The 26,947-nt window shown below is 62.6% G+C and carries 26 protein-coding genes and 1 pseudogene; 15 read left to right on the forward strand and 12 right to left on the reverse strand.

Annotated features, from left to right (window positions below):
- The first annotated feature begins 37 nt into the window (after window positions 1–37).
- Window positions 38–1,594, forward strand: coding sequence for a phospholipase D family protein (locus LOY54_RS26805; RefSeq protein ID WP_045199609.1), 1,557 nt, complete (start codon window positions 38–40; stop codon window positions 1,592–1,594).
- On the opposite strand, the gene LOY54_RS26810 is transcribed toward LOY54_RS26805, so the two are convergent.
- Complete coding sequence (locus LOY54_RS26810) at window positions 1,591–2,730, reverse strand: MFS transporter (RefSeq protein WP_045199607.1); 1,140 nt, start codon at window positions 2,728–2,730, stop codon at window positions 1,591–1,593. The genes LOY54_RS26805 and LOY54_RS26810 overlap by 4 nt on opposite strands.
- 86 nt (window positions 2,731–2,816) lie before the next feature.
- Window positions 2,817–4,310, reverse strand: coding sequence for an aldehyde dehydrogenase (locus tag LOY54_RS26815; RefSeq protein WP_045199605.1), 1,494 nt, complete (start codon window positions 4,308–4,310; stop codon window positions 2,817–2,819).
- A gap of 199 nt (window positions 4,311–4,509) precedes the next feature.
- Between LOY54_RS26815 and LOY54_RS26820 the strand changes: the two genes are divergently transcribed.
- The gene (locus LOY54_RS26820; RefSeq protein ID WP_258608629.1) at window positions 4,510–4,869 is read left to right on the forward strand and encodes a cupin domain-containing protein; all 360 of its coding nucleotides are present in this window, start codon (window positions 4,510–4,512) and stop codon (window positions 4,867–4,869) included.
- Window positions 4,870–4,952: 83 nt separating this feature from the next.
- On the forward strand, window positions 4,953–5,156 hold the full coding sequence (locus LOY54_RS26825) for an I78 family peptidase inhibitor (protein ID WP_195885316.1): 204 nt from the start codon (window positions 4,953–4,955) through the stop codon (window positions 5,154–5,156).
- Window positions 5,157–5,224: 68 nt separating this feature from the next.
- On the opposite strand, the gene rpmG is transcribed toward LOY54_RS26825, so the two are convergent.
- Together rpmG and rpmB are read right to left on the reverse strand one after the other, a co-directional pair.
- Entirely contained in the window at window positions 5,225–5,380 is a 156-nt protein-coding gene (gene rpmG / locus LOY54_RS26830; RefSeq protein ID WP_010225867.1) for a 50S ribosomal protein L33, read from the reverse strand.
- A gap of 11 nt (window positions 5,381–5,391) precedes the next feature.
- The gene (rpmB, locus tag LOY54_RS26835) at window positions 5,392–5,628 is read right to left on the reverse strand and encodes a 50S ribosomal protein L28 (protein WP_010225868.1); all 237 of its coding nucleotides are present in this window, start codon (window positions 5,626–5,628) and stop codon (window positions 5,392–5,394) included.
- 362 nt (window positions 5,629–5,990) lie between these two features.
- Here rpmB and LOY54_RS26840 point away from each other — a divergent pair, with 362 nt between their 5' ends.
- Window positions 5,991–7,580: an ABC transporter substrate-binding protein gene (locus LOY54_RS26840; RefSeq protein WP_093378032.1), complete on the forward strand. Its 1,590-nt coding sequence runs from the start codon at window positions 5,991–5,993 to the stop codon at window positions 7,578–7,580.
- On the opposite strand, the gene radC is transcribed toward LOY54_RS26840, so the two are convergent.
- Window positions 7,577–8,251, reverse strand: coding sequence for a RadC family protein (gene radC / locus LOY54_RS26845; RefSeq protein WP_010225870.1), 675 nt, complete (start codon window positions 8,249–8,251; stop codon window positions 7,577–7,579). The two genes, LOY54_RS26840 and radC, sit on opposite strands and share 4 nt — an antisense overlap.
- Before the next feature lie 133 nt (window positions 8,252–8,384).
- Here radC and coaBC point away from each other — a divergent pair, with 133 nt between their 5' ends.
- From coaBC to argB, 5 genes and pseudogenes are all read left to right on the forward strand, one after another.
- Window positions 8,385–9,593 carry a bifunctional phosphopantothenoylcysteine decarboxylase/phosphopantothenate--cysteine ligase CoaBC gene (gene coaBC / locus LOY54_RS26850; protein ID WP_258608631.1) on the forward strand — a complete coding sequence of 403 codons (1,209 nt, stop codon included), beginning with the start codon at window positions 8,385–8,387 and terminating at the stop codon, window positions 9,591–9,593.
- A gap of 6 nt (window positions 9,594–9,599) precedes the next feature.
- Window positions 9,600–10,055 (forward strand): dUTP diphosphatase, encoded by a 456-nt coding sequence (dut, locus tag LOY54_RS26855; RefSeq protein WP_010225872.1) that lies wholly within the window; start codon window positions 9,600–9,602, stop codon window positions 10,053–10,055.
- A complete protein-coding gene (locus tag LOY54_RS26860; protein ID WP_258608634.1) occupies window positions 10,052–10,864 on the forward strand; it encodes a hypothetical protein in 813 nt (270 codons plus the stop codon). Before dut ends, LOY54_RS26860 begins: the two co-directional genes overlap by 4 nt.
- A 149-nt stretch (window positions 10,865–11,013) precedes the next feature.
- Window positions 11,014–12,390, forward strand: a pseudogene (locus tag LOY54_RS26865) (phosphomannomutase/phosphoglucomutase); the annotation flags it as partial.
- A 29-nt stretch (window positions 12,391–12,419) separates the two neighbouring features.
- Window positions 12,420–13,325 (forward strand): acetylglutamate kinase, encoded by a 906-nt coding sequence (argB, locus tag LOY54_RS26870; RefSeq protein WP_045199591.1) that lies wholly within the window; start codon window positions 12,420–12,422, stop codon window positions 13,323–13,325.
- Between the two features lie 41 nt (window positions 13,326–13,366).
- Here argB and pyrE read toward each other — a convergent pair whose 3' ends face one another.
- Window positions 13,367–14,008, reverse strand: a complete 642-nt coding sequence (gene pyrE, locus LOY54_RS26875; protein WP_045199589.1) for an orotate phosphoribosyltransferase — start codon at window positions 14,006–14,008, stop codon at window positions 13,367–13,369.
- 80 nt (window positions 14,009–14,088) lie between these two features.
- Between pyrE and LOY54_RS26880 the strand changes: the two genes are divergently transcribed.
- The gene (locus LOY54_RS26880) at window positions 14,089–14,868 is read left to right on the forward strand and encodes an exodeoxyribonuclease III (protein WP_010225880.1); all 780 of its coding nucleotides are present in this window, start codon (window positions 14,089–14,091) and stop codon (window positions 14,866–14,868) included.
- A 66-nt stretch (window positions 14,869–14,934) separates the two neighbouring features.
- Here the strand turns inward: LOY54_RS26880 and LOY54_RS26885 are convergent, their stop codons facing one another.
- Window positions 14,935–15,303 (reverse strand): DUF4870 domain-containing protein, encoded by a 369-nt coding sequence (locus LOY54_RS26885; RefSeq protein ID WP_045199587.1) that lies wholly within the window; start codon window positions 15,301–15,303, stop codon window positions 14,935–14,937.
- A 24-nt stretch (window positions 15,304–15,327) separates the two neighbouring features.
- Window positions 15,328–16,050 (reverse strand): ribonuclease PH, encoded by a 723-nt coding sequence (gene rph / locus LOY54_RS26890; protein ID WP_045199585.1) that lies wholly within the window; start codon window positions 16,048–16,050, stop codon window positions 15,328–15,330.
- Window positions 16,051–16,287: 237 nt separating this feature from the next.
- Here rph and LOY54_RS26895 point away from each other — a divergent pair, with 237 nt between their 5' ends.
- Entirely contained in the window at window positions 16,288–17,151 is an 864-nt protein-coding gene (locus LOY54_RS26895) for a YicC/YloC family endoribonuclease (protein WP_045199583.1), read from the forward strand.
- A gap of 13 nt (window positions 17,152–17,164) precedes the next feature.
- Window positions 17,165–17,785: a guanylate kinase gene (gene gmk / locus LOY54_RS26900; protein WP_045199581.1), complete on the forward strand. Its 621-nt coding sequence runs from the start codon at window positions 17,165–17,167 to the stop codon at window positions 17,783–17,785.
- Between the two features lie 21 nt (window positions 17,786–17,806).
- Here gmk and LOY54_RS26905 read toward each other — a convergent pair whose 3' ends face one another.
- From LOY54_RS26905 to LOY54_RS26920, 4 genes are all read right to left on the reverse strand, one after another.
- Window positions 17,807–19,327 carry an APC family permease gene (locus tag LOY54_RS26905; RefSeq protein ID WP_258608638.1) on the reverse strand — a complete coding sequence of 507 codons (1,521 nt, stop codon included), beginning with the start codon at window positions 19,325–19,327 and terminating at the stop codon, window positions 17,807–17,809.
- Between the two features lie 112 nt (window positions 19,328–19,439).
- Window positions 19,440–20,219, reverse strand: coding sequence for a gamma-glutamyl-gamma-aminobutyrate hydrolase family protein (locus tag LOY54_RS26910; protein WP_045199578.1), 780 nt, complete (start codon window positions 20,217–20,219; stop codon window positions 19,440–19,442).
- A 14-nt stretch (window positions 20,220–20,233) separates the two neighbouring features.
- Window positions 20,234–21,727 (reverse strand): aldehyde dehydrogenase, encoded by a 1,494-nt coding sequence (locus tag LOY54_RS26915; RefSeq protein ID WP_045199576.1) that lies wholly within the window; start codon window positions 21,725–21,727, stop codon window positions 20,234–20,236.
- Between the two features lie 17 nt (window positions 21,728–21,744).
- Window positions 21,745–23,127, reverse strand: coding sequence for a glutamine synthetase family protein (locus tag LOY54_RS26920; protein ID WP_045199574.1), 1,383 nt, complete (start codon window positions 23,125–23,127; stop codon window positions 21,745–21,747).
- A 247-nt stretch (window positions 23,128–23,374) separates the two neighbouring features.
- Here LOY54_RS26920 and LOY54_RS26925 point away from each other — a divergent pair, with 247 nt between their 5' ends.
- The 3 genes from LOY54_RS26925 (at window position 23,375) to spoT (ending at window position 26,934) form a co-directional block, all read left to right on the forward strand.
- A complete protein-coding gene (locus tag LOY54_RS26925; protein WP_045199572.1) occupies window positions 23,375–24,253 on the forward strand; it encodes a LysR family transcriptional regulator in 879 nt (292 codons plus the stop codon).
- Between the two features lie 242 nt (window positions 24,254–24,495).
- The gene (rpoZ, locus tag LOY54_RS26930) at window positions 24,496–24,765 is read left to right on the forward strand and encodes a DNA-directed RNA polymerase subunit omega (protein ID WP_045199570.1); all 270 of its coding nucleotides are present in this window, start codon (window positions 24,496–24,498) and stop codon (window positions 24,763–24,765) included.
- Window positions 24,766–24,825: 60 nt separating this feature from the next.
- Window positions 24,826–26,934 carry a bifunctional GTP diphosphokinase/guanosine-3',5'-bis pyrophosphate 3'-pyrophosphohydrolase gene (gene spoT / locus LOY54_RS26935; RefSeq protein ID WP_045199568.1) on the forward strand — a complete coding sequence of 703 codons (2,109 nt, stop codon included), beginning with the start codon at window positions 24,826–24,828 and terminating at the stop codon, window positions 26,932–26,934.
- Window positions 26,935–26,947: the final 13 nt, after the last annotated feature.

The raw sequence follows: 26,947 nt of genomic DNA on the forward strand, positions 1-26,947 counted from the left end.
CATATTCTTACGCCTCAGTTGTAACAGGACGATCTTTTTGAAAAGCCAGCGGGTGCTGCCACTACTGCTGTCGCTACTGCTCGGCCTGGGCGGCTGTGCCAGCGTCAGCCAGCCAAGGGAAGTCAGCCAGGCGCTGCCGGCCAGTGACTCGGCCTTTGGCCGTTCAGTGCAGCGCCAGGCCTCTGCCTATGACGGGCGTTCCGGCTTTCGCCTGCTGCCCAACAGCAACGAAGCCTTCCGCGCCCGCGCCGAGCTGATTCGCAACGCCCAGTCGAGCATCGACCTGCAGTACTACATCGTCCACGACGGCCTCAGCACCCGCGCACTGGTGCACGAGCTGCTGCAGGCCGCCGACCGCGGGGTGCGCGTGCGCATCCTGCTCGACGACACCACCAGCGATGGCCTCGACGAAATGATCGGCACCCTGGCCGCGCATCCGAACATTCACATCCGCGTGTTCAACCCCTTGCACCTGGGCCGCAGCACTGGCGTAACCCGGGCCATGGGCCGGCTGTTCAACCTGTCGTTGCAGCACCGGCGAATGCACAACAAGCTGTGGCTGGTGGACAACAGCATGGCCATTGTCGGGGGGCGCAACCTGGGCGATGAGTATTTCGATGCCGAACCCAACCTCAACTTTACTGACATCGACCTGCTCGGCGTAGGCCCGGTGGCCGAACAGCTGGGGCACAGTTTCGACCAGTACTGGAACAGCGCGCTGAGCAGGCCGATTGGCGATTTTCTGTTCACCCAACCCGATGCCGACGACCTGCGCAACAGCCGCCAGCGCCTTGAGGCGTCACTGGCCGATGCGCGGGTCAAGCGCAAGGCTCTGTATGAGCGGCTGATGGCCTATCAAGCCCGGCCGCGCCTCGACGTGTGGCGCAACGAGCTGATCTGGGCCCATAACCAGGCGCTCTGGGACGCGCCGAGCAAGGTACTGGCCCGTGATGAGCCCGACCCGCAACTGCTGATGACCCAACAGCTGGCACCTGACCTGAACAACGTCCAGCACGAGCTGATCCTGATCTCGGCCTATTTCGTGCCCCGCGAGTCCGGCCTGCTCTACCTGACCAGCCATGCCGACAAAGGCGTATCGGTAAAATTGCTGACCAATTCACTGGAAGCCACCGATGTGCCGGCGGTGCATGGCGGCTATGCGCCCTATCGCAAGGCACTGCTCGAGCACGGCGTGCACCTGTATGAACTACGCCGCCAGCCAGGCGATCCGGGCTCGCGCCGCGGCTTGCGCTTTCATGGCAGCTCGGACTCGAGCCTGCACAGCAAGGCGATCGTCTTCGACCGCAAGAAGACCTTCATTGGCTCGTTCAACTTCGACCCACGCTCGGTGCTGTGGAACACCGAGGTCGGGGTGTTGGTCGACAGCCCGGAACTGGCCGAATACACCCGCGAGCTAGCCGCCCAGGGTATGGCCCCGGCGGTCAGCTACCAGCCACAATTGGTCGATGGCCAGCTGGTCTGGGTGACCGAGGACAACCACCGCCTGCACACCCTGACCACCGAGCCCGGCGGTCTGTGGCGGCGCTTCAACGCCTGGATCAGCAAGGCTGTGGGCCTGGAGAAGATGCTCTAGACCGGTGCCGGCTCAAAGGCATTGGGCCGCCGCGCGAGCAGCACCAGGCCAAAGGCCCCCACGGCCATGAACAGCGGCAGCGCATGCCCGCTGACCCATTGGCTGCCCGCCCCTGCCGCCAGCGGTCCGATCAGGCAACCGATGCCCCACAGCTGCGCAACATGAGCATTGGCGCGCACCAGTGCGTCGTCGCGGTAGCGTTCGCCAATCAGCACCAGCGACAAGGTGAACAGGCCGCCGGCACTGGCGCCGAACAACACCCACAAAGGCCAGATCAGCGGCGTTTGCAGCGCCAGCGGGATTGCCAGGCTCGAAGCCAGCAGCGTCAAGGCACAGCCACTGAACAGCGTGCGCCGCGACATGCGGTCGGCCAGTGCGCCGATCGGCAGTTGCAGCAGCGCATCACCGACCACCACGGTACTGACCATGAACAGGGCGATTTCGGTAGTGAACCCCTGCTGCAGGCAATAAACCGGCAGCAAGGTCAGGATCATCGCCTCGAAGGCAGCAAACAGGGCAATAGCCCAGGCGATCACCGGCAATCGCCGGCAGAAACCGAACAGGTCGGTGAAGGTCACGCTGCAGGCTTCGGCACTCGGTGCACCGTCGCGCCCGAGCAGCACCAATGGCGCGGCAATCAGCAGGCCGGCACCGATCCAGAAGCCCAGGTCATCCTCCGAACCCACCACGCCAAGCAACAATGGCCCGGCCAACTGGCTCAAGGCATAACTGCTGCCATACAGCGCCACCAGACGCCCGCGCCATTGCTCGACCACCAGCTGGTTGATCCAGCTTTCGCCGAGGATGAACACGATAGTCAGGATGATCCCGATCAACAGGCGCAAGGCCAGCCACAACGGATAGCTCGGCAGCAACGCCAGCAAGCCGATAGACAACGCCCCGGCCCACAGGCACAGGCGCATCAGCCCCGGCGTACCAAAACGCGCGGCCAGACGGCTGGACAGGCTGGCACCGACCAGCACGCCAATGGCCGGCATCGCCGCCATCACACCAATGGCAAAGCTGCCGTAGCCCCAACCCTCCAGGCGCAACGACACCAGCGGCATACTGACGCCCAGGGCCAGGCCGACACTGAGCACGGCCGCCAGCACGGCGAAATAGGTTCCCCAACGCATCGGCGTCTTCCTCGCAAAAAAATCGCGGGGCAAGCCCGCTCCCACACTGTGGAAGAGGGCTTGCCCCGCGACAGGTCCGTCTGGATTTACAGCTTGATCCAGGTCGCCTTCAGCTCGGTGTACTTGTCCAGCGCGTGCAGCGACTTGTCACGGCCGTTGCCCGACTGCTTGAAGCCGCCGAACGGTGCGGTCATGTCGCCGCCATCGTACTGGTTGACCCACACGCTACCGGCACGCAGGGCCTTGGCGGTCAGGTGCGCCTTGGAGATGTCGGCGGTCCACACACCGGCAGCCAGGCCGTACGGGGTGTCGTTGGCGATGTTGATCGCCTCGATGGTGGTGTCGAAGGTGATCACCGACAGGACCGGGCCGAAGATCTCTTCCTGGGCGATCTTCATGGCGTTGGTCACGCCGTCGAAGATGGTCGGTTCGACATAGGTGCCGCCGGTTTCTTCGAGAATGCGCTTGCCGCCCACCAGCAGCTTGGCACCATCGCTGTGGCCAGCGTCAATGTAGGACAGCACGGTGTTCATCTGCTGGGTATCGACCAGGGCACCGACGGTGGTGGCTGGGTCCAGCGGGTTGCCCGGTTTCCAGGCCTTGAGTGCTTCGAGCACCAGCGGCAGGAACTTGTCCTTGATCGAGCGCTCGACCAGCAGGCGCGAACCTGCGGTGCAGACTTCGCCCTGGTTGAAGGCGATGGCGCTGGCGGCAGCTTCGGCAGCGGCGTTGAGGTCCGGGGCGTCAGCGAAGACGATGTTCGGGCTCTTGCCGCCGGCTTCCAGCCAGACGCGCTTCATGTTCGACTCACCCGCGTAAATCATCAGCTGCTTGGCGATCTTGGTCGAACCGGTGAACACCAGGGTATCGACGTCCATGTGCAGGGCCAGGGCCTTGCCAACGGTGTGGCCATAGCCTGGCAGCACGTTGAGCACGCCCGCCGGGATGCCGGCCTCGATCGCCAGTTGGGCGATACGGATGGCAGTCAGCGGTGATTTTTCCGAAGGCTTGAGCACCACCGAGTTACCGGTGGCCAGGGCCGGGCCGAGTTTCCAGCTGGCCATCAGCAGCGGGAAGTTCCACGGCACGATGGCGGCAACCACGCCCACCGGCTCGCGGGTCACCAGGCCGAGCTGGTCGTGCGGGGTAGCGGCAACTTCGTCGTAAATCTTGTCGATCGCTTCACCGTTCCAGCTCAGGGCCTGGGCGGCGCCTGGCACGTCGATGTTCAGCGAGTCGCTGATCGGCTTGCCCATGTCCAGGGTTTCCAGCAGGGCCAGCTCTTCGACGTTCTGCTTGAGCAGGGCGGCGAAACGAATCATGGTGGCCTTACGCTTGGCCGGGGCCAGGCGCGACCAGACGCCGGAGGCGAAGGTGGCACGGGCGTTTTCAACGGCGCGGTTGGCGTCGGCCTCGTCACAGCTGGCGATCTGCGCCAGGAGGCGTCCGTCGACCGGGCTGAGGCACTCGAACGTGGCGCCGGAAACGGCAGCGGTGTATTCACCATTGATGAAAGCACGGCCTTCGATCTTTAGTTGCTGGGCACGCTGTTCCCAGTCCGCACGAGTCAGGGTGGTCATACGAAACTCCTCCTCTTGTTAAGGTGCAGTGCCGCGCGAGGGCTTGGGGGCACTGTCGAAAATTCTGGCTGGGCGACACAGGCGCACAGGCACCTGCCACCCTAAACCACCGGCGCCCTAATTTTCAATATATTTGACATAATCACACCAAACACCTACTGATGTTCATTTTATTAAACAACAAAAAGGGGACCCGATCATGCGCACTGACCAGATCATCGACTTCGCCCAAGTGCTGACCGAGGCTGAACGCTACCGTCCTGCCGCGGAAAAGATACTCAAGGGTGAACCGGATCAAGCCGTCTATAACCACTATGCCAGCCCTTGCGGACAATTCGCCGCCGGCGTCTGGGAAGGCGAAGTCGGTCAATGGACCGTCAATTACACCGAACACGAGTATTGCGAGATCGTTCAAGGCGTCTCGGTGCTTCGCGACGAGGCAGGCGGGGCAAAAACCCTGCGCGCGGGCGACCGCTTCGTGATCCCGGCGGGCTTCAAGGGCACCTGGGAAGTGCTGGAGCCGTGCCGCAAGATCTATGTGATGTTCGAGCAGAAGTAAATAACTACCACTCGAGCTGGACCTGACCGACGGAGCATGGCGCTGCCCAATTGGGTATGTACTCAATGAAAGGAAGCAACGCCATGACCAACGAAGAAGCCCTGCAACACATCAATCACCTTGTCGGCACCCGCTATGTACCTAGTGCCAAGGCCTACATCAGCGAACTGACCGGCCGCGCTCGCGTGGTCGGTGCGGGTGAGTTCTCCACCCGCGAGTACGACCCGAGCCGTATCCAGGTGATTGCTAACGACGAAGGCATCATCCAGTCGTTTCATTTCAGCTAATTTCAAAGCGGCATAAAAAAAGGGCCCGTATCCTGAGATACGGGCCCTTTTTTCGTCAGCCGGATCAATTACTTGATCTTGGCTTCCTTGTAGATCACGTGCTTGCGAACAACCGGATCGAATTTTTTGATTTCGATTTTGTCCGGAGTGGTGCGCTTGTTCTTGTCGGTGGTGTAGAAGTGGCCGGTATTAGCGGTCGACACCAGACGGATCAATTCACGCATGATTCTCTCCCTTAGACCTTAGCGCCGTTACGGCGAATGTCGACCAGAACGGCATCAATGCCGCGCTTGTCGATGATACGCATGCCTTTGGCAGATACGCGCAGACGCACGAAACGCTTCTCGGACTCGACCCAGAAGCGATGATGCTGCAGGTTCGGCAGGAAACGACGACGGGTTTTGTTGTTTGCGTGGGAAATGTTATTCCCGGTTACCGGACCCTTACCGGTAACTTGACAGACTCTCGACATGCCTCAGCCCTCTAAAACCACATGCCCAACCCGGCATGGGTTGGCCGCTTAATCTCTCAGTCTTTGGCGCCAGGCGCCGTGTTTCTTCAGGGTCTTATCGACTCGGTCAGCAGATGCGACGAGTCGAGCCCCTAGAAAAGAGCGCTGCTTTATACCAGAAAGACCAGAGCACAACAACAGAAGATGTGCTTTGACTTGCTGTTCGACACGCCGGAGCAGCATAACCACTGGCCCGGCCAGCTGTCGACCGCCCGTCGCCCGATCGGCAAAAAAGGATATGGTCATTTGTCTCACGGCACACTAGGGTAGGACTTTTCCAGACTGCACTGGCAGATGGGCCATCGATCAGCCAAGGAATCCCCATGCGTGCTGCCGCTCTACCCCTGTTGTTCGCCACCTTGCTCGGCCCGGCTTTCGCCCAGGCGGCTGCGCTGAGTGTGTGCACCGAAGCCAGCCCCGAAGGCTTCGACGTGGTCCAGTACAACTCGCTGACCACCACCAATGCCTCGGCCGACGTACTGATGAACCGCCTGGTCGAGTTCGATGCGCGCCAGGGCCAGGTGGTGCCGAGCCTGGCCGAAAGCTGGACGGTTTCGCCAGACGGCCTGATCTATGAGTTCAAGTTGCGCCCGGGGGTAAAGTTCCATAGCACCGGCTACTTCAAGCCCGGGCGCACGCTGGATGCCGACGACGTGCTGTTCAGTTTTCAGCGCATGCTCTACCCCGCCCATTCCTGGCACAAGATCGCCCAGAGCGGCTATCCGCACGCCCAGTCGCTGCAGCTACCCAGCCTGATCAAGCAGATCGAGGCCGTCGACCCGCTGACCGTGCGCTTTACCCTCGACCATCCCGACGCCACGTTCCTGGCCACCCTGAGCATGGGCTTTGCCTCGATCTACTCTGCCGAGTACGCCGACCAGTTGCTCAAGGCCGGCACCCCGGAGAAGCTCAACAGCCAGCCGATCGGCACCGGGCCGTTTGTGTTCAATCGTTTCCAGAAGGACGCGGTGATCCGCTACCGCGCCAACCCGGACTACTTTGCCGGCAAGCCGGGTGTCGACCCGCTGATCTTCGCCATCACCCCGGATGCCAACGTGCGCCTGCAAAAACTCAAACGCAATGAATGCCAGATCGCCCTGTCGCCGAAACCGCTGGATATCGCCGCGGCCAGCGAGGACCCGACCCTCAAGGTGGAAAAGACCGAAGCCTTCATGACCGCTTTCGTCGCCATCAATAGCCAGCACGCACCGCTGGACAAGCCGGAAGTACGCCAGGCCATCAACCTCGCCTTCGACAAGGCCAGCTACCTCAAGGCCGTGTTCGAAGGCACCGCCGTCGCCGCCAATGGCCCGTATCCGCCCAACACCTGGAGCTACGCCAAGGACCTGCCAGGCTATCCGGCCAACCTCGACAAGGCCCGGGCCCTGCTGGCCAAGGCCGGCCTCAAGGACGGCTTCAGCACCACCATCTGGACCCGCCCGCAAGGCAGCCTGCTCAACCCCAACCCCAGCCTCGGCGCGCAATTGCTGCAGGCCGACCTGGGCAAGATCGGCATCAAGGCTGAAATCCGCGTGATCGAATGGGGCGAGCTGATCCGCCGGGCCAAGGCTGGCGAGCACGACCTGCTGTTCATGGGCTGGGCCGGTGACAACGGCGATCCGGACAACTTCCTCAGCCCGCAGTTTTCCTGCGCGGCGGTCAAGTCCGGGACCAACTTCGCCCGTTACTGCGATCAGCGCCTCGACCAGTTGATCAGCGCCGGCAAGACCACCAATGACCAGAGCGTGCGCAGCCGTCTGTACCAACAGGCGCAGACGCTGATTCAGCAGCAGGCCTTGTGGCTGCCCCTGGCCCACCCGACCGCCGCCGTACTGGCGCGCAAGGATGTCCAGGGTTACCAGGTCAGCCCGTTCGGTCGCCAGGACTTCGCCGGGGTCAGCACCTCGCGCTAGAGCCAGCCGTGCTCGGCCATCGACAGCGGCTCGCCGTCGCCGATGACGAAGTGGTCGAGCACGCGCACTTCGATCATGTCCAGCGCTTTGGTCAGGCGCCGGGTCAGGACCAGGTCGGCATCGCTGGGCTCGCTCACGCCTGAAGGATGGTTGTGGCAGAGGATCAACGCCGCGGCGTTATGGGCCAGGGCGCGCTTGATCACCTGCCGCGGATAGACGCTGGCGCTGTTGATCGAGCCCTGGAACAGCGCCTCGAAGGCCAGCACCCGGTGCTTGCTGTCGAGAAACAGGCAACCGAAGACCTCATGCGGCTCGTGGCGCAGGCGCGCCTTGAGGTAGTCCTTGACCGCCTGCGGGCTCTGCAGGGCTGAATCGCGCCGCAGGCCCTCGGCCAGGTGGCGCCGGGACATTTCCAGCACGGCCTGCAACTGGGCGAACTTTGCCGGGCCCAGGCCGAGCTCGCCATTGAAGCTGCGGCTGTCTGCCTCCAGCAGCCCGCGCAGGCTGCCGAAGCGCCCGAGCAGATGCCTGGCCAGGTCGACCGCGCTACGCCCACGCACCCCGGTGCGCAAAAAAATCGCCAGCAGCTCGGCATCCGACAGGTTACCCGCCCCCGACTCCAGCAGTTTTTCCCGCGGGCGCTCCGCCGCAGGCCAATCCCTGATACTCATGACAATTCCCTCTGTCTTTCGGTTACTGCTCCCGGTTTGAGCCCTGTGCTACATTAGCCGCTCATTTTTACGCGACGAACCGGCCTGGGGAGGCGTCGTCGCCGCGTGCAATCACTGAGCAAAAGGCAAGCCTATGCAGCGGCTGTATCGGAAGCGCATCGTTCTCGGCGTCGGCGGCGGCATTGCCGCCTACAAGAGTGCCGAGCTGGTTCGCCGACTCCTGGAACACGGCGCCCAAGTGCGCGTCGTCATGACCCGTGGCGGGGCCGAATTCATCACCCCGCTGACCATGCAGGCCCTGTCCGGCCACCCGGTGCACATGGACCTATTGGACCCTGCTGCCGAAGCGGCGATGGGCCATATCGAGCTGGCCAAGTGGGCCGACCTGGTACTGGTTGCCCCAGCCACCGCCGACCTGCTCGCGCGCCTGGCCCAGGGTGTCGCCGATGACCTGCTGACCACCCTGGTGCTGGCTACCGATGCCACCGTGGCCGTGGCCCCGGCGATGAACCAGGCAATGTGGCGCGACCCGGCCACCCAGGCCAATCTGGAGTTGCTGCAAAGCCGTGATATCCAGGTGTTCGGCCCCGCCTCCGGCAGCCAGGCCTGTGGCGACGTCGGCCTGGGCCGCATGCTCGAAGCCACCGACCTGGCCTGGTGCGCCGCCGAGACTTTCAAGCGCGAGTCGCTGACCGGCAAGCACGTGTTGATCACTGCCGGCCCGACCCAGGAAAACATCGACCCGGTGCGCTACATCACCAACCACAGCTCGGGGAAAATGGGCTTTGCCCTGGCTGAAGCCGCCGTGGAAGCTGGCGCCAAGGTGACCCTGGTGACCGGCCCGGTGAATCTGCCGACACCCGACCGCGTCACCCGCATCGACGTGGTCAGCGCCCGCGACATGCTTGCCGCCTGTGAAGCCGCCATCCCCTGCGATGTGTTCATCGCCTCGGCAGCAGTCGCAGACTACCGCCCAGAAGTGGTAGCCCCGCAAAAACTCAAGAAAGACCCTACGACAGGTGACGGCCTGCTGCTGCAGATGGTCCGCAACCCGGACATTCTTGCCAGCATCTCCACCCGTCCTGACCGCCCGTTCAGCGTCGGCTTTGCCGCCGAGACCGAACACTTGCTCGATTACGCCGCGCGCAAGCTCAAGGACAAGAACCTCGACCTGATTGTCGCCAACGATGTGGCCAACCCCAGCATCGGCTTCAACAGCGAGGAGAACGCCTGCAGCGTCATCGACCGTCAACTTCACGCAACAGTTTTCGCGCAGACCAGCAAGGGCAAGATCGCCCGCCAGCTGGTAGCCTTCATTGCCGAACGTCTCAACCAGGTTTAATTTCGCATGCACGCTCTACAAGCCAAGATTCTCGATCCACGCATCGGCAGCGAGTTCCCGCTGCCGCAGTACGCCACCCCGGGTTCGGCCGGCCTTGACCTGCGCGCCATGCTCAAGCAAGACACCGTCCTCGAGCCAGGCCAGACCCTGCTGATCCCTACCGGCCTGTCGGTGTACATCGGCGATCCGGGCCTGGCGGCGCTGATCCTGCCGCGCTCGGGCCTTGGCCATAAACATGGCATCGTCCTCGGCAACCTGGTCGGCCTGATCGACTCCGACTACCAGGGCGAGCTGATGGTCTCGTGCTGGAACCGCGGCCAGACCCCATTCACCATCGCCATCGGCGAGCGCATTGCGCAACTGGTGCTGGTACCCGTGGTACAGGCGCACTTCGATATCGTCGAAACCTTCGACGAAAGCCAGCGTGGCGCTGGCGGCTTCGGTCATTCCGGTAGCCATTGAGGCGCTTCCAGCAGGTGCTGCCGGGGCTATTGATAGCCCTGGCTGGCCTGCTTGCGGGCGTACTACTGACTTGGTTCACCGCAGTACTGCCTGGCCAGCGTGAGCACCGCAACAACCTGGCTTACGCCCAGGCCGGTGCACTCGTATCGCGCCTGGACGCCTCGATCATTGCCGTCAGCAGCGAAGTGAACGCCCTGGCGAGAAGCCCGGCGGTACTGGCATTGGTTCAATCACCTGACCCAAAAAAGCTGCTCGGCGCATTCGCCCACCTCGACGGCCTGGTGGCGGCACAGTTGCTCAAACCTGGACAGGCCGCCTCGAGCCCACCCATGAGCGAGCCCGTGCTCGACATGATCCGGCGCGCCGAGCGCGGCGTTCCACCTGCCCTTGAAGCCTATCCTGAGGCTGGACAGCAACGGGTTTTCAGCGTCACCGCACTGCGTGAGTCTGCTGACGCCCCCGTACAGGCCATTCTGGTGCTCACATTCGCGCTCTCACGCTTCACTGACCCACTGCAGCGCGATGCGGGTACGATTGGTCAGATGCGACTGACACAATTGGTGTTCAACGACCCGCCCGTCGAGCTTTTCAACCACGGCCACAGCCAGGCGCCGGCATTGCACCAGTTGGGCACTGCCAACGCCACCTGGGCCTTGGGGTTTCAGCCCGGCCCCTTGATCGAGAACGCCTCGGCATACAGGTTCAACCCCTGGCTGCTGCTCGCCGCCTTTCTAGCGTTGTCCGGCCTGGCCGGCGGCTTATGCTTAACCGCCAGACGCTCCCGGAATGGGGCCGTAAACATCAGCTGAATGTAGACAGAACAGACTTTACCGGCGAACTCTGTCGCGAAAATGCCGTCAAAGGCGGACATATTGACTCGCGCAGTGGCTGCCGCTGACGCTCTCAGCAACCCTTTTAGATTGGAGTTTCCCAGGTGACCAGCATGGAACGAGTGACCCCGAACCTTCCCGCCAGCATCTTCCGCGCCTACGATATCCGTGGCGTGGTCGGTGACACCCTGACCGCCGAAACCGCTTATTGGATCGGCCGCGCCATCGGCGCCCAGACGCTGGCCCAGGGTGAGCCGAACATCTCGGTCGGCCGCGACGGACGCCTGTCGGGGCCAATGCTGGTCGAGCAACTGATCAAGGGCCTGGTCGAAGCCGGCTGCAAGGTCAGTGACGTCGGCCTGGTGCCGACCCCAGCCCTCTACTACGCCGCCAACGTACTGGCCGGCAAGTCCGGAGTGATGCTCACCGGCAGCCACAACCCGCCGAACTACAACGGCTTCAAGATCGTCATCGCCGGCGACACCCTGGCCAACGAGCAGATCCAGGCGCTGTTGATCCGCCTGCAAACCAACGACCTGAGCCGCGGCGAAGGCAGCGTCGAGAAAGTCGAAATCCTCGAGCGCTATTTCAAACAGATCACCGGCGATATCAAGCTGGCGAAGAAGCTCAAGGTGGTGGTGGACTGCGGCAACGGTGCGGCTGGCGTGATTGCCCCGCAGCTGATCGAAGCCCTGGGCTGCGAAATGATCCCGCTGTTCTGCGAGGTCGATGGCACCTTCCCCAACCACCACCCGGACCCGGGCAAGCCTGAGAACCTGGTCGACCTGATCGCCAAGGTCAAGGAAACCGGCGCCGACCTGGGCCTGGCCTTCGATGGCGATGGCGACCGCGTCGGCGTGGTCACCAACACCGGCAACATCGTCTACCCCGACCGCCTGCTGATGCTGTTCGCCCAGGACGTGCTGGAGCGCAATCCGGGCGCCGAGATCATCTTCGACGTCAAATGCACCCGCCGCCTGACCCCGCTGATCGAGCAGTACGGCGGCCGCGCGCTAATGTGGAAAACCGGTCACTCGTTGATCAAGAAGAAGATGAAACAGACCGGCGCCCTGCTCGCCGGTGAAATGAGCGGCCATATTTTCATCAAGGAACGCTGGTACGGTTTTGACGATGGTATTTACAGTGCCGCGCGCCTGCTGGAGATCCTCAGCAAGGCCAAAACCGATGCCGAACAGCTGTTCGCGGCGTTCCCGAACGATATTTCCACGCCGGAAATCAACATTGATGTGACCGACGAGGGTAAATTCAGCATCATTGATGCACTGCAACGCAACGCCGACTGGGGCAACGACGCCAACCTGACCACCATCGATGGTGTGCGGGTCGACTACCCACAAGGCTGGGGCCTGGTTCGCGCCTCCAACACCACGCCGGTGCTGGTATTGCGCTTCGAGGCCGACACTGACGCCGAACTGCAGCGTATCCAAGAGGTATTCCGCGCCCAGCTAAAGCGCGTTGCCCCTGACCTGCAACCCGAGTTCTGACCGACTATCTGTTCCAACTGGAGCCCTGCATGACCCTCGATCGCGATGCCGCCACCCATGTCGCCCAGGTTTTGTCCGAAGCGCTGCCTTATATCCGCCGCTTTGTCGGCAAGACCCTGGTGATCAAATACGGCGGCAACGCGATGGAGAGCGAAGAGCTCAAAACCGGTTTTGCCCGCGACGTGGTGCTGATGAAAGCGGTCGGCATCAACCCGGTGGTCGTGCACGGTGGCGGCCCGCAGATCGGTGACCTGCTCAAGCGCCTGTCGATCGAAAGCCACTTCATCGACGGCATGCGCGTTACCGACGCGCAAACCATGGACGTGGTGGAGATGGTCCTCGGCGGCCAGGTCAACAAGGACATCGTCAACCTGATCAACCGTCATGGCGGCAGCGCCATCGGCCTGACCGGCAAGGATGCCGAGCTGATTCGCGCGAAGAAGCTCACCGTCAGCCGCCAGACGCCAGAGATGACCACTCCGGAAATCATCGACATCGGTCATGTGGGCGAAGTGGTCGGAGTGAACACCGACCTGCTCAACATGCTGGTCAAAGGTGACTTCATTCCGGTGATCGCGCCGATCGGCGTGGGCGCCAACGGCGAGTCGTACAACATCAACGCCGACCTGGTGGCCGGTAAGGTTGCCGAAGCACTGAAAGCTGAAAAACTGATGCTGCTGACCAACATCGCCGGCCTGATGGACAAGCAAGGCACCGTGCTCACCGGCCTGACCACCGAGCAGGTCAACGAACTGATCGCCGACGGCACCATTTACGGCGGCATGCTGCCGAAGATCCGCTGCGCCCTTGAAGCGGTGCAAGGCGGGGTCAACAGCTCGCACATCATCGATGGCCGGGTGCCGAACGCGGTACTGTTGGAGATCTTCACCGACAGCGGCGTAGGCACCCTGATTACCAACCACAAGCCGCGCTAAGGCACAAAAAAGGCGACCCTCGGGTCGCCTTTTTATTTGCCTCAGATACCGTACTGGGCCCGGTAGGCCTCGACGGCCGGCAAGTGCTGCTTGAGCGCCGGGTCGTCGGCGAGGAACTCCAGCACCTGGGTCAGCGAGACGATGCTCACCACCGGAATGCCGAAGTCGCGCTCCACTTCCTGGATCGCCGACAGCTCGCCGTTGCCGCGCTCCTGGCGGTTCAGCGCGATCAACACGCCAGCAGCCTTGGCTTGCTGGGCCTGGATGATCTGCATGACTTCGCGGATGGCGGTACCGGCAGTGATCACGTCGTCGATGATCAGCACATCGCCGGTCAGCGGTGCGCCGACCAGGCTGCCGCCTTCACCGTGGGCCTTGGCCTCTTTGCGGTTGAAGCACCACGGCAGGTCGAGGTCATGGTGCTCGGCCAGGGCCACGGCAGTGGCTGCCGCCAGGGGGATACCCTTGTAGGCCGGGCCGAACAGCACGTCGAACGGGATCTTGCTGTCGACGATTGCCGCAGCATAGAAACGCCCGAGCTGAGCCAGGGCCGAACCGCTGTTGAACAGGCCGGCGTTGAAGAAGTACGGGCTGGTGCGCCCGGACTTGAGGGTGAACTCACCGAAGCGCAGAACCCCGCGGTCGATGGCAAAACGAATGAAGTCGCGCTGATACGGCTGCATGAAGAGTCCCGGATACCACGGATTTAGCTAATTGAGTACAGCTCGGGTATCATACACGCACGAGATTTTTGGGGCCATTTATGCGGATCATCAGTGTGAACGTTAATGGCATTCAGGCTGCCGTTGAGCGTGGTTTGCTCAGCTGGCTACAAGCCCAGAATGCTGACGTCATCTGCCTTCAGGATACCCGCGCCTCGGCCTTTGAACTCGACGACCCAGCTTTCCAGCTCGATGGCTACTTCCTTTATGCCTGCGACGCAGAAGTTCCCGCCCAAGGCGGCGTGGCACTTTATTCGCGGTTGCAGCCCAAGGCAGTCATCAGCGGCCTGGGCTTCGAGACAGCCGACCGCTACGGACGTTACCTGCAGGCCGATTTCGACAAGGTAAGTATTGCAACCCTGTTGCTACCTTCGGGAATGAACGGCGATGAAGACTTGAACCAGAAGTTCAAGTTGATGGACGACTTCGCCAAGTACCTGGACAAGCAGCGGCGCAAGCGTCGCGAGTACATCTATTGCGGCTCGTTGTACGTGGCGCAGCAGAAGCTCGACGTCAAGAACTGGCGCGATGGCCAGCAGTCTCCAGGCTTCCTGGCGCCGGAACGCGCCTGGATGGACGAGATTGTCGGCAACATGGGCTATGTCGATGCCCTGCGCGAAGTCAGCCGTGAAGGCGACCAGTACAGCTGGTGGCCAGACAACGAGCAGGCCGAGATGCTCAACCTGGGCTGGCGCTTCGACTACCAGTTGCTGACCCCGGGCCTGCGCCGCTTTGTTCGCAGCGCACGCCTGCCACGCCAGCCGCGCTTCTCCCAGCACGCGCCGCTGATCGTGGATTACGACTGGACGCTGACCATCTAAGTCGTGCAGCCACAAAAAAACCGACTTCATGTCGGTTTTTTTGTGGCTTCAGCTTTTATCAGATCATTATTTGATCGGCCGCCAGGTCAGCGGGTAGCGATAGGGCTGGCCTTCGTTGGCCTTGACCCCGGCAATGATGGTCAGGATCAGCACGGCGATCATCAGCATGCCAAACAGCACAATGCCGATCAGGACGAACATCAGCAGCCCACAGATGATTCCGGCGATGAATACTGTGATCTGGAAGTTCAGTGCCTCCTTGCCCTGGGCATCGACGAACGGGTCGACGTCCTTTTTCCAGATCCACATCACCAGCGGCCCCAACAGGCTACCGAAGGGAAAGACCAGGCCGAGCAAGGCAGCCAGGTGACAGAACATCGCCCATTGCCGGACTTCGGCGTTGGGAGTGGGCAACTGCAAGGGCTGCTCGGTCATGCTCTGCTCCTGGGCGTGGGTGTATCAGTCAGCCAGCGAGGCCTGCTGCAGTTCGAACAGGTCAACCATGCCTTTTTGCGCCAGTGCCAACATGGCGTTGAGCTCTTGCGGCTGGAATGGCGCGCCTTCGGCAGTGCCTTGTACTTCGATGAAGCCGCCTGCGCTGGTCATCACCACGTTCAGGTCGGTCTCGGCGGCCGAGTCTTCGAGGTAGTCCAGGTCGAGCACCGGCTCACCCTGGTACATGCCTACCGAGACGGCTGCGATCATGTGCTTGAGCGGGTCACCGCCCTTCAGGCCGCCGCGCTTCTTGACCACGCGCAGGGCATCAACCAGGGCAACCATGGCGCCGGTGATCGAAGCGGTGCGGGTGCCGCCGTCGGCCTGAATCACGTCGCAGTCGACGTACAGGGTGATGTCGCCCAGCTTGCTCATGTCCAGCGCAGCGCGCAGGGAGCGGCCAATCAGGCGCTGGATTTCGAGGGTGCGACCGCCTTGCTTGCCACGGCTGGCTTCGCGCTGGTTACGCTCGCCGGTAGAACGCGGCAGCATGCCGTATTCGGCCGTCAGCCAGCCCTGGCCCTGGCCTTTGAGGAAGCGCGGGACACCGTTCTCGACACTGACGGTACAGATGACTTTGGTGTCACCGAACTCGACCAGTACTGACCCCTCGGCGTGTTTGGTGTAGTTGCGGGTGATGCGGATCGAGCGGAGCTGATCGGCAGCGCGACCACTTGGACGTTTCATTTGGGATACCTGTACTGGACTTGAATCTGCCCAGCATTATAGAGCGCGCCGGGCGATGAGGACACGCCTATTGTCGCAGGCCCCGAAACAGACGGCCCAGGGCCGCAGGTCGGGTTTTTCCGGGAACCGCGTGAGGGTTTGTAACATCAGTTGATTGGGAGCCAGCGCCGCACTGCGCTACAATCCTGCGCCTTCAGCCGCTTGGCTTTCCTTCATCTTTTGCGCGAGGTACTTCCCATGGTGCACAGCATGACCGCTTTTGCTCGAGTCGAGCGCGCCGGTAGCCAGGGCACCCTGATCTGGGAACTGCGCTCAGTCAATCATCGTTACCTGGAGCCGCACCTGCGTCTGCCAGAAGCCTTCCGCGACCTCGAGGGCGCCGTGCGCGAAAGCCTGCGCCAGGGCCTGTCGCGCGGCAAGGTCGAATGCACCCTGCGCTTCAACGAAGAAAACAACGGCAAGGCCCTGCAGGTTGATCGCGAGCGCGCCGCGCAACTGGTTGCCGCCGCCGAGACAGTCGCCAGCCTGATCAAGCAGCCGGCGCCGCTCAACCCGCTCGAGGTTCTGGCCTGGCCCGGCGTGCTGGTTGCCGATGCCGCCGACCCGCAGGCGCTCAACAGCGAGGCCATGGCCCTGTTCGAAGAGGCCCTGAACGAGCTGAAGAACGGCCGCAACCGCGAAGGCGCAGAACTCGCGCGACTGATCAACGAGCGCCTGGACAACATGGCCAGCGAGGTCACCACCTTGCGCGCCCTGGTGCCGCAGATGCTCGCGGCGCAACGGCAGAAGATCCTCGACCGCTTCAGCGACATGCAGGCCGAGCTCGACCCGCAGCGCCTGGAGCAAGAGATGGTCATGCTCGCGCAAAAGAGCGACGTCGCCGAAGAACTCGACCGCTTGAGCACCCACGTCACCGAAGTGCGCCGCGTGCTCAAGTCCGGCGGCGCCGCCGGCCGGCGCCTGGACTTCCTGATGCAGGAGCTCAACCGCGAAGCCAATACCCTGGGCTCCAAAGCCTTCGACCCACGCAGCACCCAGTCCGCGGTCAACCTCAAGGTACTGATCGAGCAGATGCGTGAACAAGTACAGAACATTGAGTAAGGCCACCCCGACCATGAATCACAGCAGCGGCACCCTTTACATCGTTTCGGCCCCCTCCGGCGCCGGCAAGACCAGCCTGGTCAAAGCCCTGATCGATGCTGACAACAGCATCCAGGTGTCGGTCTCGCACACCACCCGGGCCATGCGCCCGGGCGAAGTGCACGGCGTGAACTATCACTTCGTCGAGCACACCGAGTTCAAGCTGATGATCGAGCAAGGCGACTTCCTCGAACAGGCCGAAGTCTTCGGTAACTTCTACGGGACTTCGCGCAGCGCGCTGCAACAGGCGCTCGACCAGGGCCAGGACCTGATCCTCGAGATCGACTGGCAAGGCGCCCAGCAGGTGCGCACGCTGATGCCCGAGGCGCGCTCGATCTTCATCCTGCCGCCGACCCAGGAAGCCCTGCGCCAGCGCCTGACCAACCGCGGCCAGGACAGCGACGAGATCATCGAAGGACGGATGCGTGAAGCAGTGAGCGAGATGAGTCACTACGACGAGTATGACTTTGTCATCATCAACGATGACTTCGCCACGGCACTGGAAGACCTCAAGGCGGTGTTCCGCGCCAATCGCCTGCTGCAAGCCAACCAGCAGCAGCGTCATGGCCAGCTGCTCAAGCAATTGCTTGCCTGAGCAACCTGCCGCTCCAGCCGCTTAGCGGCGGCTGGAGACCGTGGCGTGACGATGCAGGGTCATGCCCAGGAAGAACGCCGGCGCGCGCAGACGCGACAGCATCATCAGCACCAGGCCGAGTACGGTGATGATCATTGCGATCACGAACACCAGGCCCAACCCGCCCACATGTGAACCGCTGCCGAACGACGGCGAAGCGCTGTCGATGGCTGTCTGCAGGAAAATCACCGAAAGGATGCCACCGCCAAGCAGCGGGCACAGGCCACGCATCAGGAAGTGCCGCACGCTGTCGAACAGGCTGTGGCGGAAGTACCAGACGCAAGCATAGGCAGTCAGCGAATAGTAGAAGCAGATCATCATGCCCAGGGCGGTGATGGTGTCTGCCAGGACGTTTTCGCTCAAGGTACGCATGGTCACGTAGAACACACCTGCCGCCATGCCGGCGCAGATGGTGGCGTAGCGCGGGGTTTTCGAGCGCGGGCAGATGCTGGCGAAACGCTCGGGCACAGCGCCGTAGTAACCCATGGCCAGCAACGTGCGCGCCGGTGACACGAAGGTGGACTGCAGCGAGGCGGCAGTGCTGGCCAGCACCGCGATCGACATCAGGATAGCCAGCGGCCCCATGACCGGGCCGGCCAGGTGAGCGAAGACGTTTTCCTGGATGCGCGGGTTGTTCAGGCCCAGGCCAATGTCACCGATACCGGCGAATTGCAGGGTAGCGATTGCTGTGACCAGGTACAGGCCAAGAATCAGCAGCACCGTCAGGGTCGCCGCACGGCCAGGGGTATCACCGCTGCCGACCGATTCTTCACTGATGCTCAGGCACACGTCCCAGCCCCAGAAAATGAAGATCGACAGCGACAGGCCGGCGGTAAAGGCCGAGAACGACTCAACGCCGAAGGGGTTGAACCAGTCCAGGTCGAACGCCAGCGGTGGCGTCGCCGACGACTCGCCAAACGCCGCCATGGCAAAGCCCAGCAGCACCACCAGCTGCAAGGCCACCAGGCCGTACTGCACGGTCATGGTCGTGGCGATGCCGCGACAGCAGATCCACACCGCCATGGCGATGAACACGCAACAGGTGACGACATTGACCAACAGGTTGTCGCTCAGCGCAGCCACCTCGTGGCTGCCGGTGATCTGCCCAAGGAATAGATAGAAGAAGTCGACGGCCACCCCGGCCAGGTTGGACAGCACGATGGTGGTTGCGGTAACCAGCCCCCAGCCGCCAATCCAGCCGATCATCGGGCCGAACGCCCGTGCCGACCAGGTAAAGGAAGTACCGCTGTCCGGCTCGGCCGCATTCAGTTCGCGGTAACCCAGGGCCACCAGCAGCATCGGCAGGAAGCCAACGATGAATACCGCCGGCAGATGAGCCCCGACTTCACGCACGGTCGGGCCCAACGCACCAGTCAGGGTGTAGACCGGAGCGATGGTGGAAATGCCCAGCACGATGCTGGCCAGCAGTCCGAGCCGGCCCTTGGCCAGCCCCTTGGATCGCCCGCCCTCACCTGGGGACAGGCCTGCTTTGTGTTCACTCATGAGTAGTTGCCGCCAATATTGGTATTGTTTTTCAGGACGCCCCGCGGGGTGTCCGCTTTCACTCATTGAAACCTGTTGCGTGGTACTTCAAGCCCGGATCAACCGGCTGACCTCATAGGATCTTCTCCCGGATCCGCTCGCCCATGGCACGGGTCAGGCATGCCTCACGAAATGCCTGGAACAGGCGCAGCGAGACCGGGTTGTCGGCAAAACGGTACTCGGGGTGCCATTGCACGCCGACCACAAAGCCTGGGGCGTCTTGCATCGACACCGCTTCGATCAGCCCGTCGGGGGCCAATGCCTCGGCGCGCAAGCCGCCAGCCAGGCGATCGATACCCTGGCTGTGCAGCGAATTGACCATGAAGCTGTGCTCCATCCCCAGGCGTTCGAACAACCCGCCGGGCTGGACAGTGACCAGGTGACGGGGGCTGTACTGTTCTTCCAGCGGGGCGTCCTGCGGCTCGCGATGATCCAGGTAACCCGGCAGTTCCTGCACCCGCTGGTGCAGGGTGCCACCGAGGGCCACGTTGAGTTCCTGGAAACCACGGCAGATGCAGAACACCGGCACGCCGTCGGCAATCGCCGCCTGCAGCAGCGGCAGGGTCAGTCGATCGCGAAACACGTCGTGCTGGGTCCCTTCCACGCTGGGGGCGCCATTGTAATGATGCGGCTCGACATTTGAAGGCGAACCGGTAAAAAGAATGCCATCGAGCCGCTCCAGTACGCGGCGCGGGTCGCTGGGCTCGGCCCTGGCCGGGAGGATCAGGGGGATCCCGGCAAAGCCTGCGGCCTCGACATATTTGTCGCCCACGGTGTGCGACGAGTTCTTGCCCAGTTGCTGGCGGCAAGCGGAAACGCCAATCAAAGGCGGCATTGCTGCGGTAGTTTGCATGGGTTCACCCTCCCTTACAGCTTGATCCAGGTCGCCTTGAGTTCGGTGTATTTGTCGAAAGCGTGCAACGATTTGTCCCGGCCATTACCCGACTGCTTGAAGCCGCCAAACGGTGCGGTCATGTCGCCGCCGTCGTACTGGTTGACCCAGACACTGCCAGCACGCAGGGCGCGAGCGGTGTTGTGGGCACGGGAAATGTTGCTGGTCCACACCGCCGCCGCCAGGCCGAAGGGCGAGTCGTTGGCAATGTCGATGGCTTGTTCGGCGCTATCGAAGGTGATCACCGACAGCACCGGGCCGAAGATTTCTTCGCGGGCGATACGCATGGCATTGGTCACGCCATCGAAGATCGCTGGCTGCACGTAAACACCGCAGGTGTCTTCCAGCACCCGCTCGCCACCGGTGACCAGGGTGGCACCGTCAGCCTTGCCGGCTTCGATGTAACCGAGCACGGTGTCCAGTTGGGTGGTGTCGACCAGGGCGCCGACGCGGGTGTCCGGGTCCAGCGCATGGCCGGGCTTCCAGGCCTTGAGGGCCTCGACCACCATCGGCAGGAACTGGTCCTTGATCGAGCGCTCAACCAACAGACGCGAGCCGGCAATGCACACTTCGCCCTGGTTGAAGGCGATAGCGCTGGCCGCAGCTTCGGCGGCGGCCTGCAGGTCCGGGGCGTCGGCGAAGACGATATTCGGGCTCTTGCCACCGGCTTCGAGCCAGACGCGCTTCATGTTCGACTCGCCGGCGTAGACCATCAGCTGCTTGGCGATGCGGGTGGAGCCGGTGAACACCAGGGTATCGACGTCCATGTGCAGGGCCAGGGCCTTGCCGACGGTGTGGCCGTAACCTGGCAGCACGTTGAGGACACCCGCCGGCAAACCGGCTTCGATCGCCAGTTGGGCGATACGAATGGCGGTCAGCGGCGATTTTTCGGACGGCTTGAGGATCACCGAGTTACCGGTGGCCAGGGCCGGGCCGAGTTTCCAGCAGGCCATCATCAGTGGAAAGTTCCACGGAACAATGGCCGCGACCACGCCGACCGGCGAGCGGGTGACCAAACCCAGCTGGTCGGACGGGGTCGCAGCAACTTCATCGTAAATCTTGTCGATGGCTTCAGCGTTCCAGCGGATGGCGTTGGCCGCCGCCGGAATGTCGATGCTCAGGGCATCGGCAATCGGCTTGCCCATGTCCAGGGTCTCGAGCAATGCCAGTTCTTCAGCATTGGCCAGAAGCAAATCTGCAAAAGCAATCAGCACCCGCTTGCGCTGGGCCGGCGCCTGGTTGGCCCAGACGCCACTGTCGAAACTGCGCCGGGCCGCAGCGACGGCGCGTTCGGCATCGGCGCTGTCACAGCTGGCGATCTGCGCCAGCTGGCGGCCGTCGACCGGGCTTGAACACTCGAAAGTCTCGCCGGACACACTGGCGCAGTACTGGCCGTCGATGAAGGCGCGGCCTTCGATGTTCAGGCCCTGGAAAAGCTGTTCCCAGTGTTGGCGTGGTGCTGTTGTCATTGTTGTTTTCTCCGGCGTCACACCGTGTGCAGGTACCAGTTGTATTCGAGGTCGGAAATCGACACCTCGAACTCGGCCATCTCGCTTTCCTTGCAGGCGACAAAAATATCGATGTAGTCGGGGCTGATGTACTTGTTCAGCACTTCACTGTCATCGAGCTCACGCAGCGCATCGCGCAGGTTGTTCGGCAGGCTCTGCTCCAGCTGCTCGTAGGAGTTGCCCTCGATAGGCGCTCCCGGCTCGATCTGGTTGGTCAGGCCGTGGTGGATGCCGGCGAGAATGGCCGCCATCATCAAGTACGGGTTGGCGTCGGCGCCGGCAACCCGGTGCTCGATTCGCACGGCATCGCTGCTGCCGGTCGGCACGCGGACCGCTACGGTGCGGTTGTCCAGCCCCCAGCTCGGCGCGTTGGGCACGTAGAACTGGGCACCGAAACGCCGGTAGGAGTTGATGTTCGGGCACAGGAAGGCCATTGACGCCGGCATGGTCTCGAGCACGCCACCAATGGCGTGGCGCAGGGTTTCGCTTTGCTCGGGGTCTTCGCTGGTGAAGATGTTCTTGCCGGTTTTTTTGTCCAGCAACGAGATATGCACGTGCAGGCCGTTACCGGCCTGGCCCGGATAGGGCTTGGCCATGAAAGTGGAGTCCATTTCATGGTCGTAGGCGATGTTCTTGATCAGGCGCTTGAGCAACACCGCGTAGTCGCAGGCCTTCATCGGGTCGGCAACGTGGTGCAGGTTGACCTCGAACTGCGCCGGGGCGCTTTCCTTGACGATCGCATCCGCCGGGATGCCCTGCTCCTTGGCGGCTTCAAGCATGTCCTGCAGGCAATCGACGTATTCGTCGAGATCGTCGATCAGGTACACCTGGGTCGACTGCGGGCGCTTGCCGGAGATCGGCGAACGCGGCGGTTGCGGGCGGCCGTTGAGGTTGTCCTGGTCGATCAGGTAGAACTCAAGCTCAAACGCCGCGCAAATATCCAGGCCCAGCGCATCGAACTTCTCCACCACGCTGCGCAGCACTTCCCGCGGGTCGGCGAAGAATGGCGTACCGTCCAGTTCATGCATGGTCATCAGCAATTGCGCGGTCGGACGCTTCTGCCACGGCTCGTAGGCCAAGGTACCGGGGATCGGGAAGCAGATGCGGTCGGCATCGCCGATGTCCAGGCCCAGGCCGGTGCTTTCGACGGTCGAGCCGTTGATGTCCAGGGCAAACAGCGAAGCCGGCAGGTTGATGCCTTTTTCGTAGACTTTAACCAGGCTTGCACGCTCGATGCGCTTGCCACGCACCACGCCGTTCATGTCTGCAATCAGCAGATCGACAAATTGCACCTCAGGGTGGGCCTGGAGAAATTCGCCCATCTCATCGAGAGGGATGGCGCACGGGGAGACCGACGTCATGGCTAGGCATCCTTTGATTTTTTATCGAACGACATGGAGGAGGTACTACTGCGCTATCGAGAGCGGCGATGGTTTCATTTGTTCTTTTTAAGTGGTCCCATCGTGGGGAACAGCTGAACGCCGTGGGTTCGCACGGACGTTCCAGATTTTTCTGACAACGTCGCGACTTGATTCACGACTGCCGCCTCACTATAGAATGGCCCCCACGCAACAGACATTGGCATTTAGGCAAGTAAAGAGTGCATCCATGCAATATCAGATCAGCCACGCCGACCTTTCCCTGGTGCTTGCACTGGTCCGCGGCCGCTCCCTGGCCAAGGCCGCCGAGCTGCTGAAGGTCGATGTATCGACTGTTTTTCGTTCGATCCGGCGCATGGAAGCCGCCCTGGGTACCGCGTTGTTCGTCAAAAGCCGCAAAGGCTACATCCCCACCGGTACCGCCCAGGCCCTGGCCGAGCAGGCCGAACGCGCCGAGCAGGCACTGGATGCCGCGCGGGTGGCGCTGGAACTCGGTGAGCAGGTGGTCAGCGGCACGGTGCGCCTGACCTGCACCGACGCCGTGCTGCACAGCCTGTTGCTGCCAGCGCTGGCCGAGTTCATGCCGGCGTATCCGGCGCTGTCGCTGGAGCTGGCGACCTCCAACACCTTTGCCAACCTCAGCCGGCGCGATGCCGACCTGGCCCTGCGCCTGACCAACACCCCGCCGGAGCACCTGGTCGGGCGCTGCCTGGGATCGGCGTCCTATGTGGTGTGCGGCCGCGAAGAGTTTCGCGACAAGCTCAAGGACGCGCCGGCGGCGCTGCCGTGGATAGCCCCGGACGACACCATGCAGGACCACCCCACCGTGGTCTGGCGCAGCGAACACCTGCCCGGGGTCATGCCGCGCTACCGTTGCAGCAGCATCTCGGCGATTGCCCAGCTGGTAACCGCCGGCCTGGGCGTGGCGGCCCTGCCAGACTACATGGCCCATACCCTGCCCGGCGTCGAATCGCTGAGCGCTGCCCTGCCCGGCTGCGACACCGAAGTCTGGCTGCTGACCCGCCCCGATTGCCGCGCCTTGCGTTCAGTGCAGACGCTGTTCGACGAATTGACCCCGCGCCTGCGCGATGCCTTGGGTCGCCAGTGAAATCGTCCTCGCGGGGCAAGTCCGCTGCCACAGAACCTCTGTAGGAGCGGGCTTGCCCCGCGATGCTATTGAATTGAGCACGCGTACAAGACAGTTGTGCTAGAGCCCTGCAAGTAGGTATCGTCGAGGTATCAAGGGCTCGAAATGAAATCAGCGCTTCCCTAAAGGCTGGTGATTTTTTAAACTATCGAGTCCGCTCGCCCTTTCGGGCTGAACTCCGCATTTGCTACTTGAGGAAGACCATGGCCCGCGTAACCGTTGAAGACTGCCTAGAACACGTGGCTAACCGTTTTGAGCTGGTCATGCTCTCCACCAAACGTGCCCGTCAACTGGCCACCGGCGGCAAAGAGCCGAAGCTGCCATGGGAAAACGACAAACCTACCGTCATGGCCCTGCGCGAAATCGCTGAAGGCATCTGCACTGATGAGTTCATGGCTGCAGAGTCGATCCAGACTCAAGTTGAGCCAATGTTCGCGTTCGGCGAGGGTGACGAGACCAACGAGGCGGTCTAAGCCCATGCCTGGTCGACGTAGTACGGCACCGGTCATCGTCCCTTGGCAAGAGGTAATCCCATGCCGAGCATAGACGCCCTCGCCGATCGCTTGTCGACCTACCTCGGCGCCGACCAGGTCAACCTGGTGCGCCGGGCGTATTTCTACGCCGAACAAGCCCACGACGGCCAGCGCCGTCGCAGCGGCGAAGCCTACGTCACGCACCCGCTGGCGGTGGCAAGCATCCTTGCCGACATGCACATGGACCATCAGAGCCTGATGGCCGCCATGCTTCATGACGTGATCGAAGACACCGGCATCGCCAAGGAAGCACTCAGCTCGCAATTTGGCGAAACCGTGGCCGAACTGGTCGACGGCGTCAGCAAGCTGACCCAGATGAACTTCGAGACCAAGGCCGAAGCCCAGGCGGAAAACTTCCAGAAAATGGCCATGGCCATGGCCCGGGATATCCGTGTGATCCTGGTCAAGCTGGCCGACCGCCTGCACAACATGCGCACCCTCGAAGTGCTGTCCGGCGAAAAACGCCGGCGCATCGCCAAAGAAACCCTGGAAATCTACGCCCCCATCGCCAACCGCCTGGGCATGCACAGTGTGCGCGTAGAGTTCGAAGACCTCGGCTTCAAGGCCATGCACCCGATGCGCTCGGCGCGCATCTACCAGGCGGTCAAGCGCGCCCGCGGCAACCGCAAGGAAATCGTCAACAAGATCGAAGAGTCGCTGGCCCACTGCCTGGCGGTCGACGGTATCGAAGGCGAAGTCAGCGGCCGGCAGAAGCACCTCTATGGCATCTACAAGAAGATGCGCGGCAAACGCCGGGCCTTCAACGAGATCATGGACGTCTACGCGTTCCGCATCATCGTCGACAAGGTCGACACCTGCTACCGCGTGCTGGGCGCCGTGCACAACCTGTACAAGCCGCTGCCGGGGCGCTTCAAGGATTACATCGCGATCCCCAAGGCCAACGGCTACCAGTCGCTGCATACCACGCTGTTCGGCATGCACGGGGTCCCGATCGAGATCCAGATCCGCACCCGCGAAATGGAAGAGATGGCCAACAACGGCATCGCCGCCCACTGGCTGTACAAGTCCAGTGACGACGAGCAGCCCAAGGGCACCCATGCCCGGGCGCGCCAATGGGTCAAAGGCGTGCTGGAAATGCAGCAACGCGCGGGCAACTCCCTTGAATTCATCGAGAGCGTGAAGATCGACCTGTTCCCGGACGAGGTCTATGTGTTCACGCCCAAGGGCCGGATCATGGAGCTGCCCAAAGGCTCCACGGCGGTCGACTTCGCCTACGCGGTGCACACCGACGTCGGCAACAGCTGCATTGCCTGCCGCATCAACCGCCGCCTGGCGCCGCTGTCCGAACCGCTGCAGAGCGGCTCGACGGTCGAGATCGTCAGCGCCCCGGGGGCGCGACCGAACCCGGCCTGGCTCAACTTCGTGGTGACCGGCAAGGCCCGTACGCACATCCGCCATGCGCTCAAACTGCAGCGCCGCTCGGAATCCATCAGCCTCGGCGAACGCCTGCTGAACAAGGTTCTCAACGGCTTCGACAGCGCCCTGGACAAGATCCCCCAGGAGCGCATCCAGGCCATGCTCGGCGAATACCGCCTGGAGCTGATCGAAGACCTGCTCGAAGACATCGGCCTGGGCAACCGCATGGCCTACGTAGTGGCCCGCCGCCTGCTGTCCACCGAAGGCGAGCAACTGCCAAGCCCGGAAGGCCCGCTGGCCATTCGCGGCACCGAAGGCCTGGTGTTGAGCTACGCCAAATGCTGCACGCCGATCCCGGGCGACCCGATTGTCGGTCACCTGTCGGCGGGCAAAGGCATGGTGGTACACCTGGAAAACTGCCGCAACATCAGCGAAATCCGCCACAACCCGGAAAAATGCATCCAGCTGTCCTGGGCCAAGGATGTCACCGGCGAATTCAACGTCGAGCTGCGCGTCGAGCTTGAGCACCAGCGCGGCCTGATCGCGCTGCTGGCCAGCAGCGTCAACGCCGCCGACGGCAATATCGAGAAAATCAGCATGGATGAACGCGATGGTCGCATCAGCGTGGTCCAACTGGTGGTCAGCGTGCACGACCGTGTGCACCTGGCACGCGTGATCAAGAAACTGCGCGCCCTGACCGGGGTGATCCGAATCACCCGCATGCGTGCGTAGCCCAATAACAGCA

The sequence above is a fragment of the Pseudomonas sp. B21-032 genome (assembly GCF_024748965.1).
Classification (GTDB): domain Bacteria; phylum Pseudomonadota; class Gammaproteobacteria; order Pseudomonadales; family Pseudomonadaceae; genus Aquipseudomonas.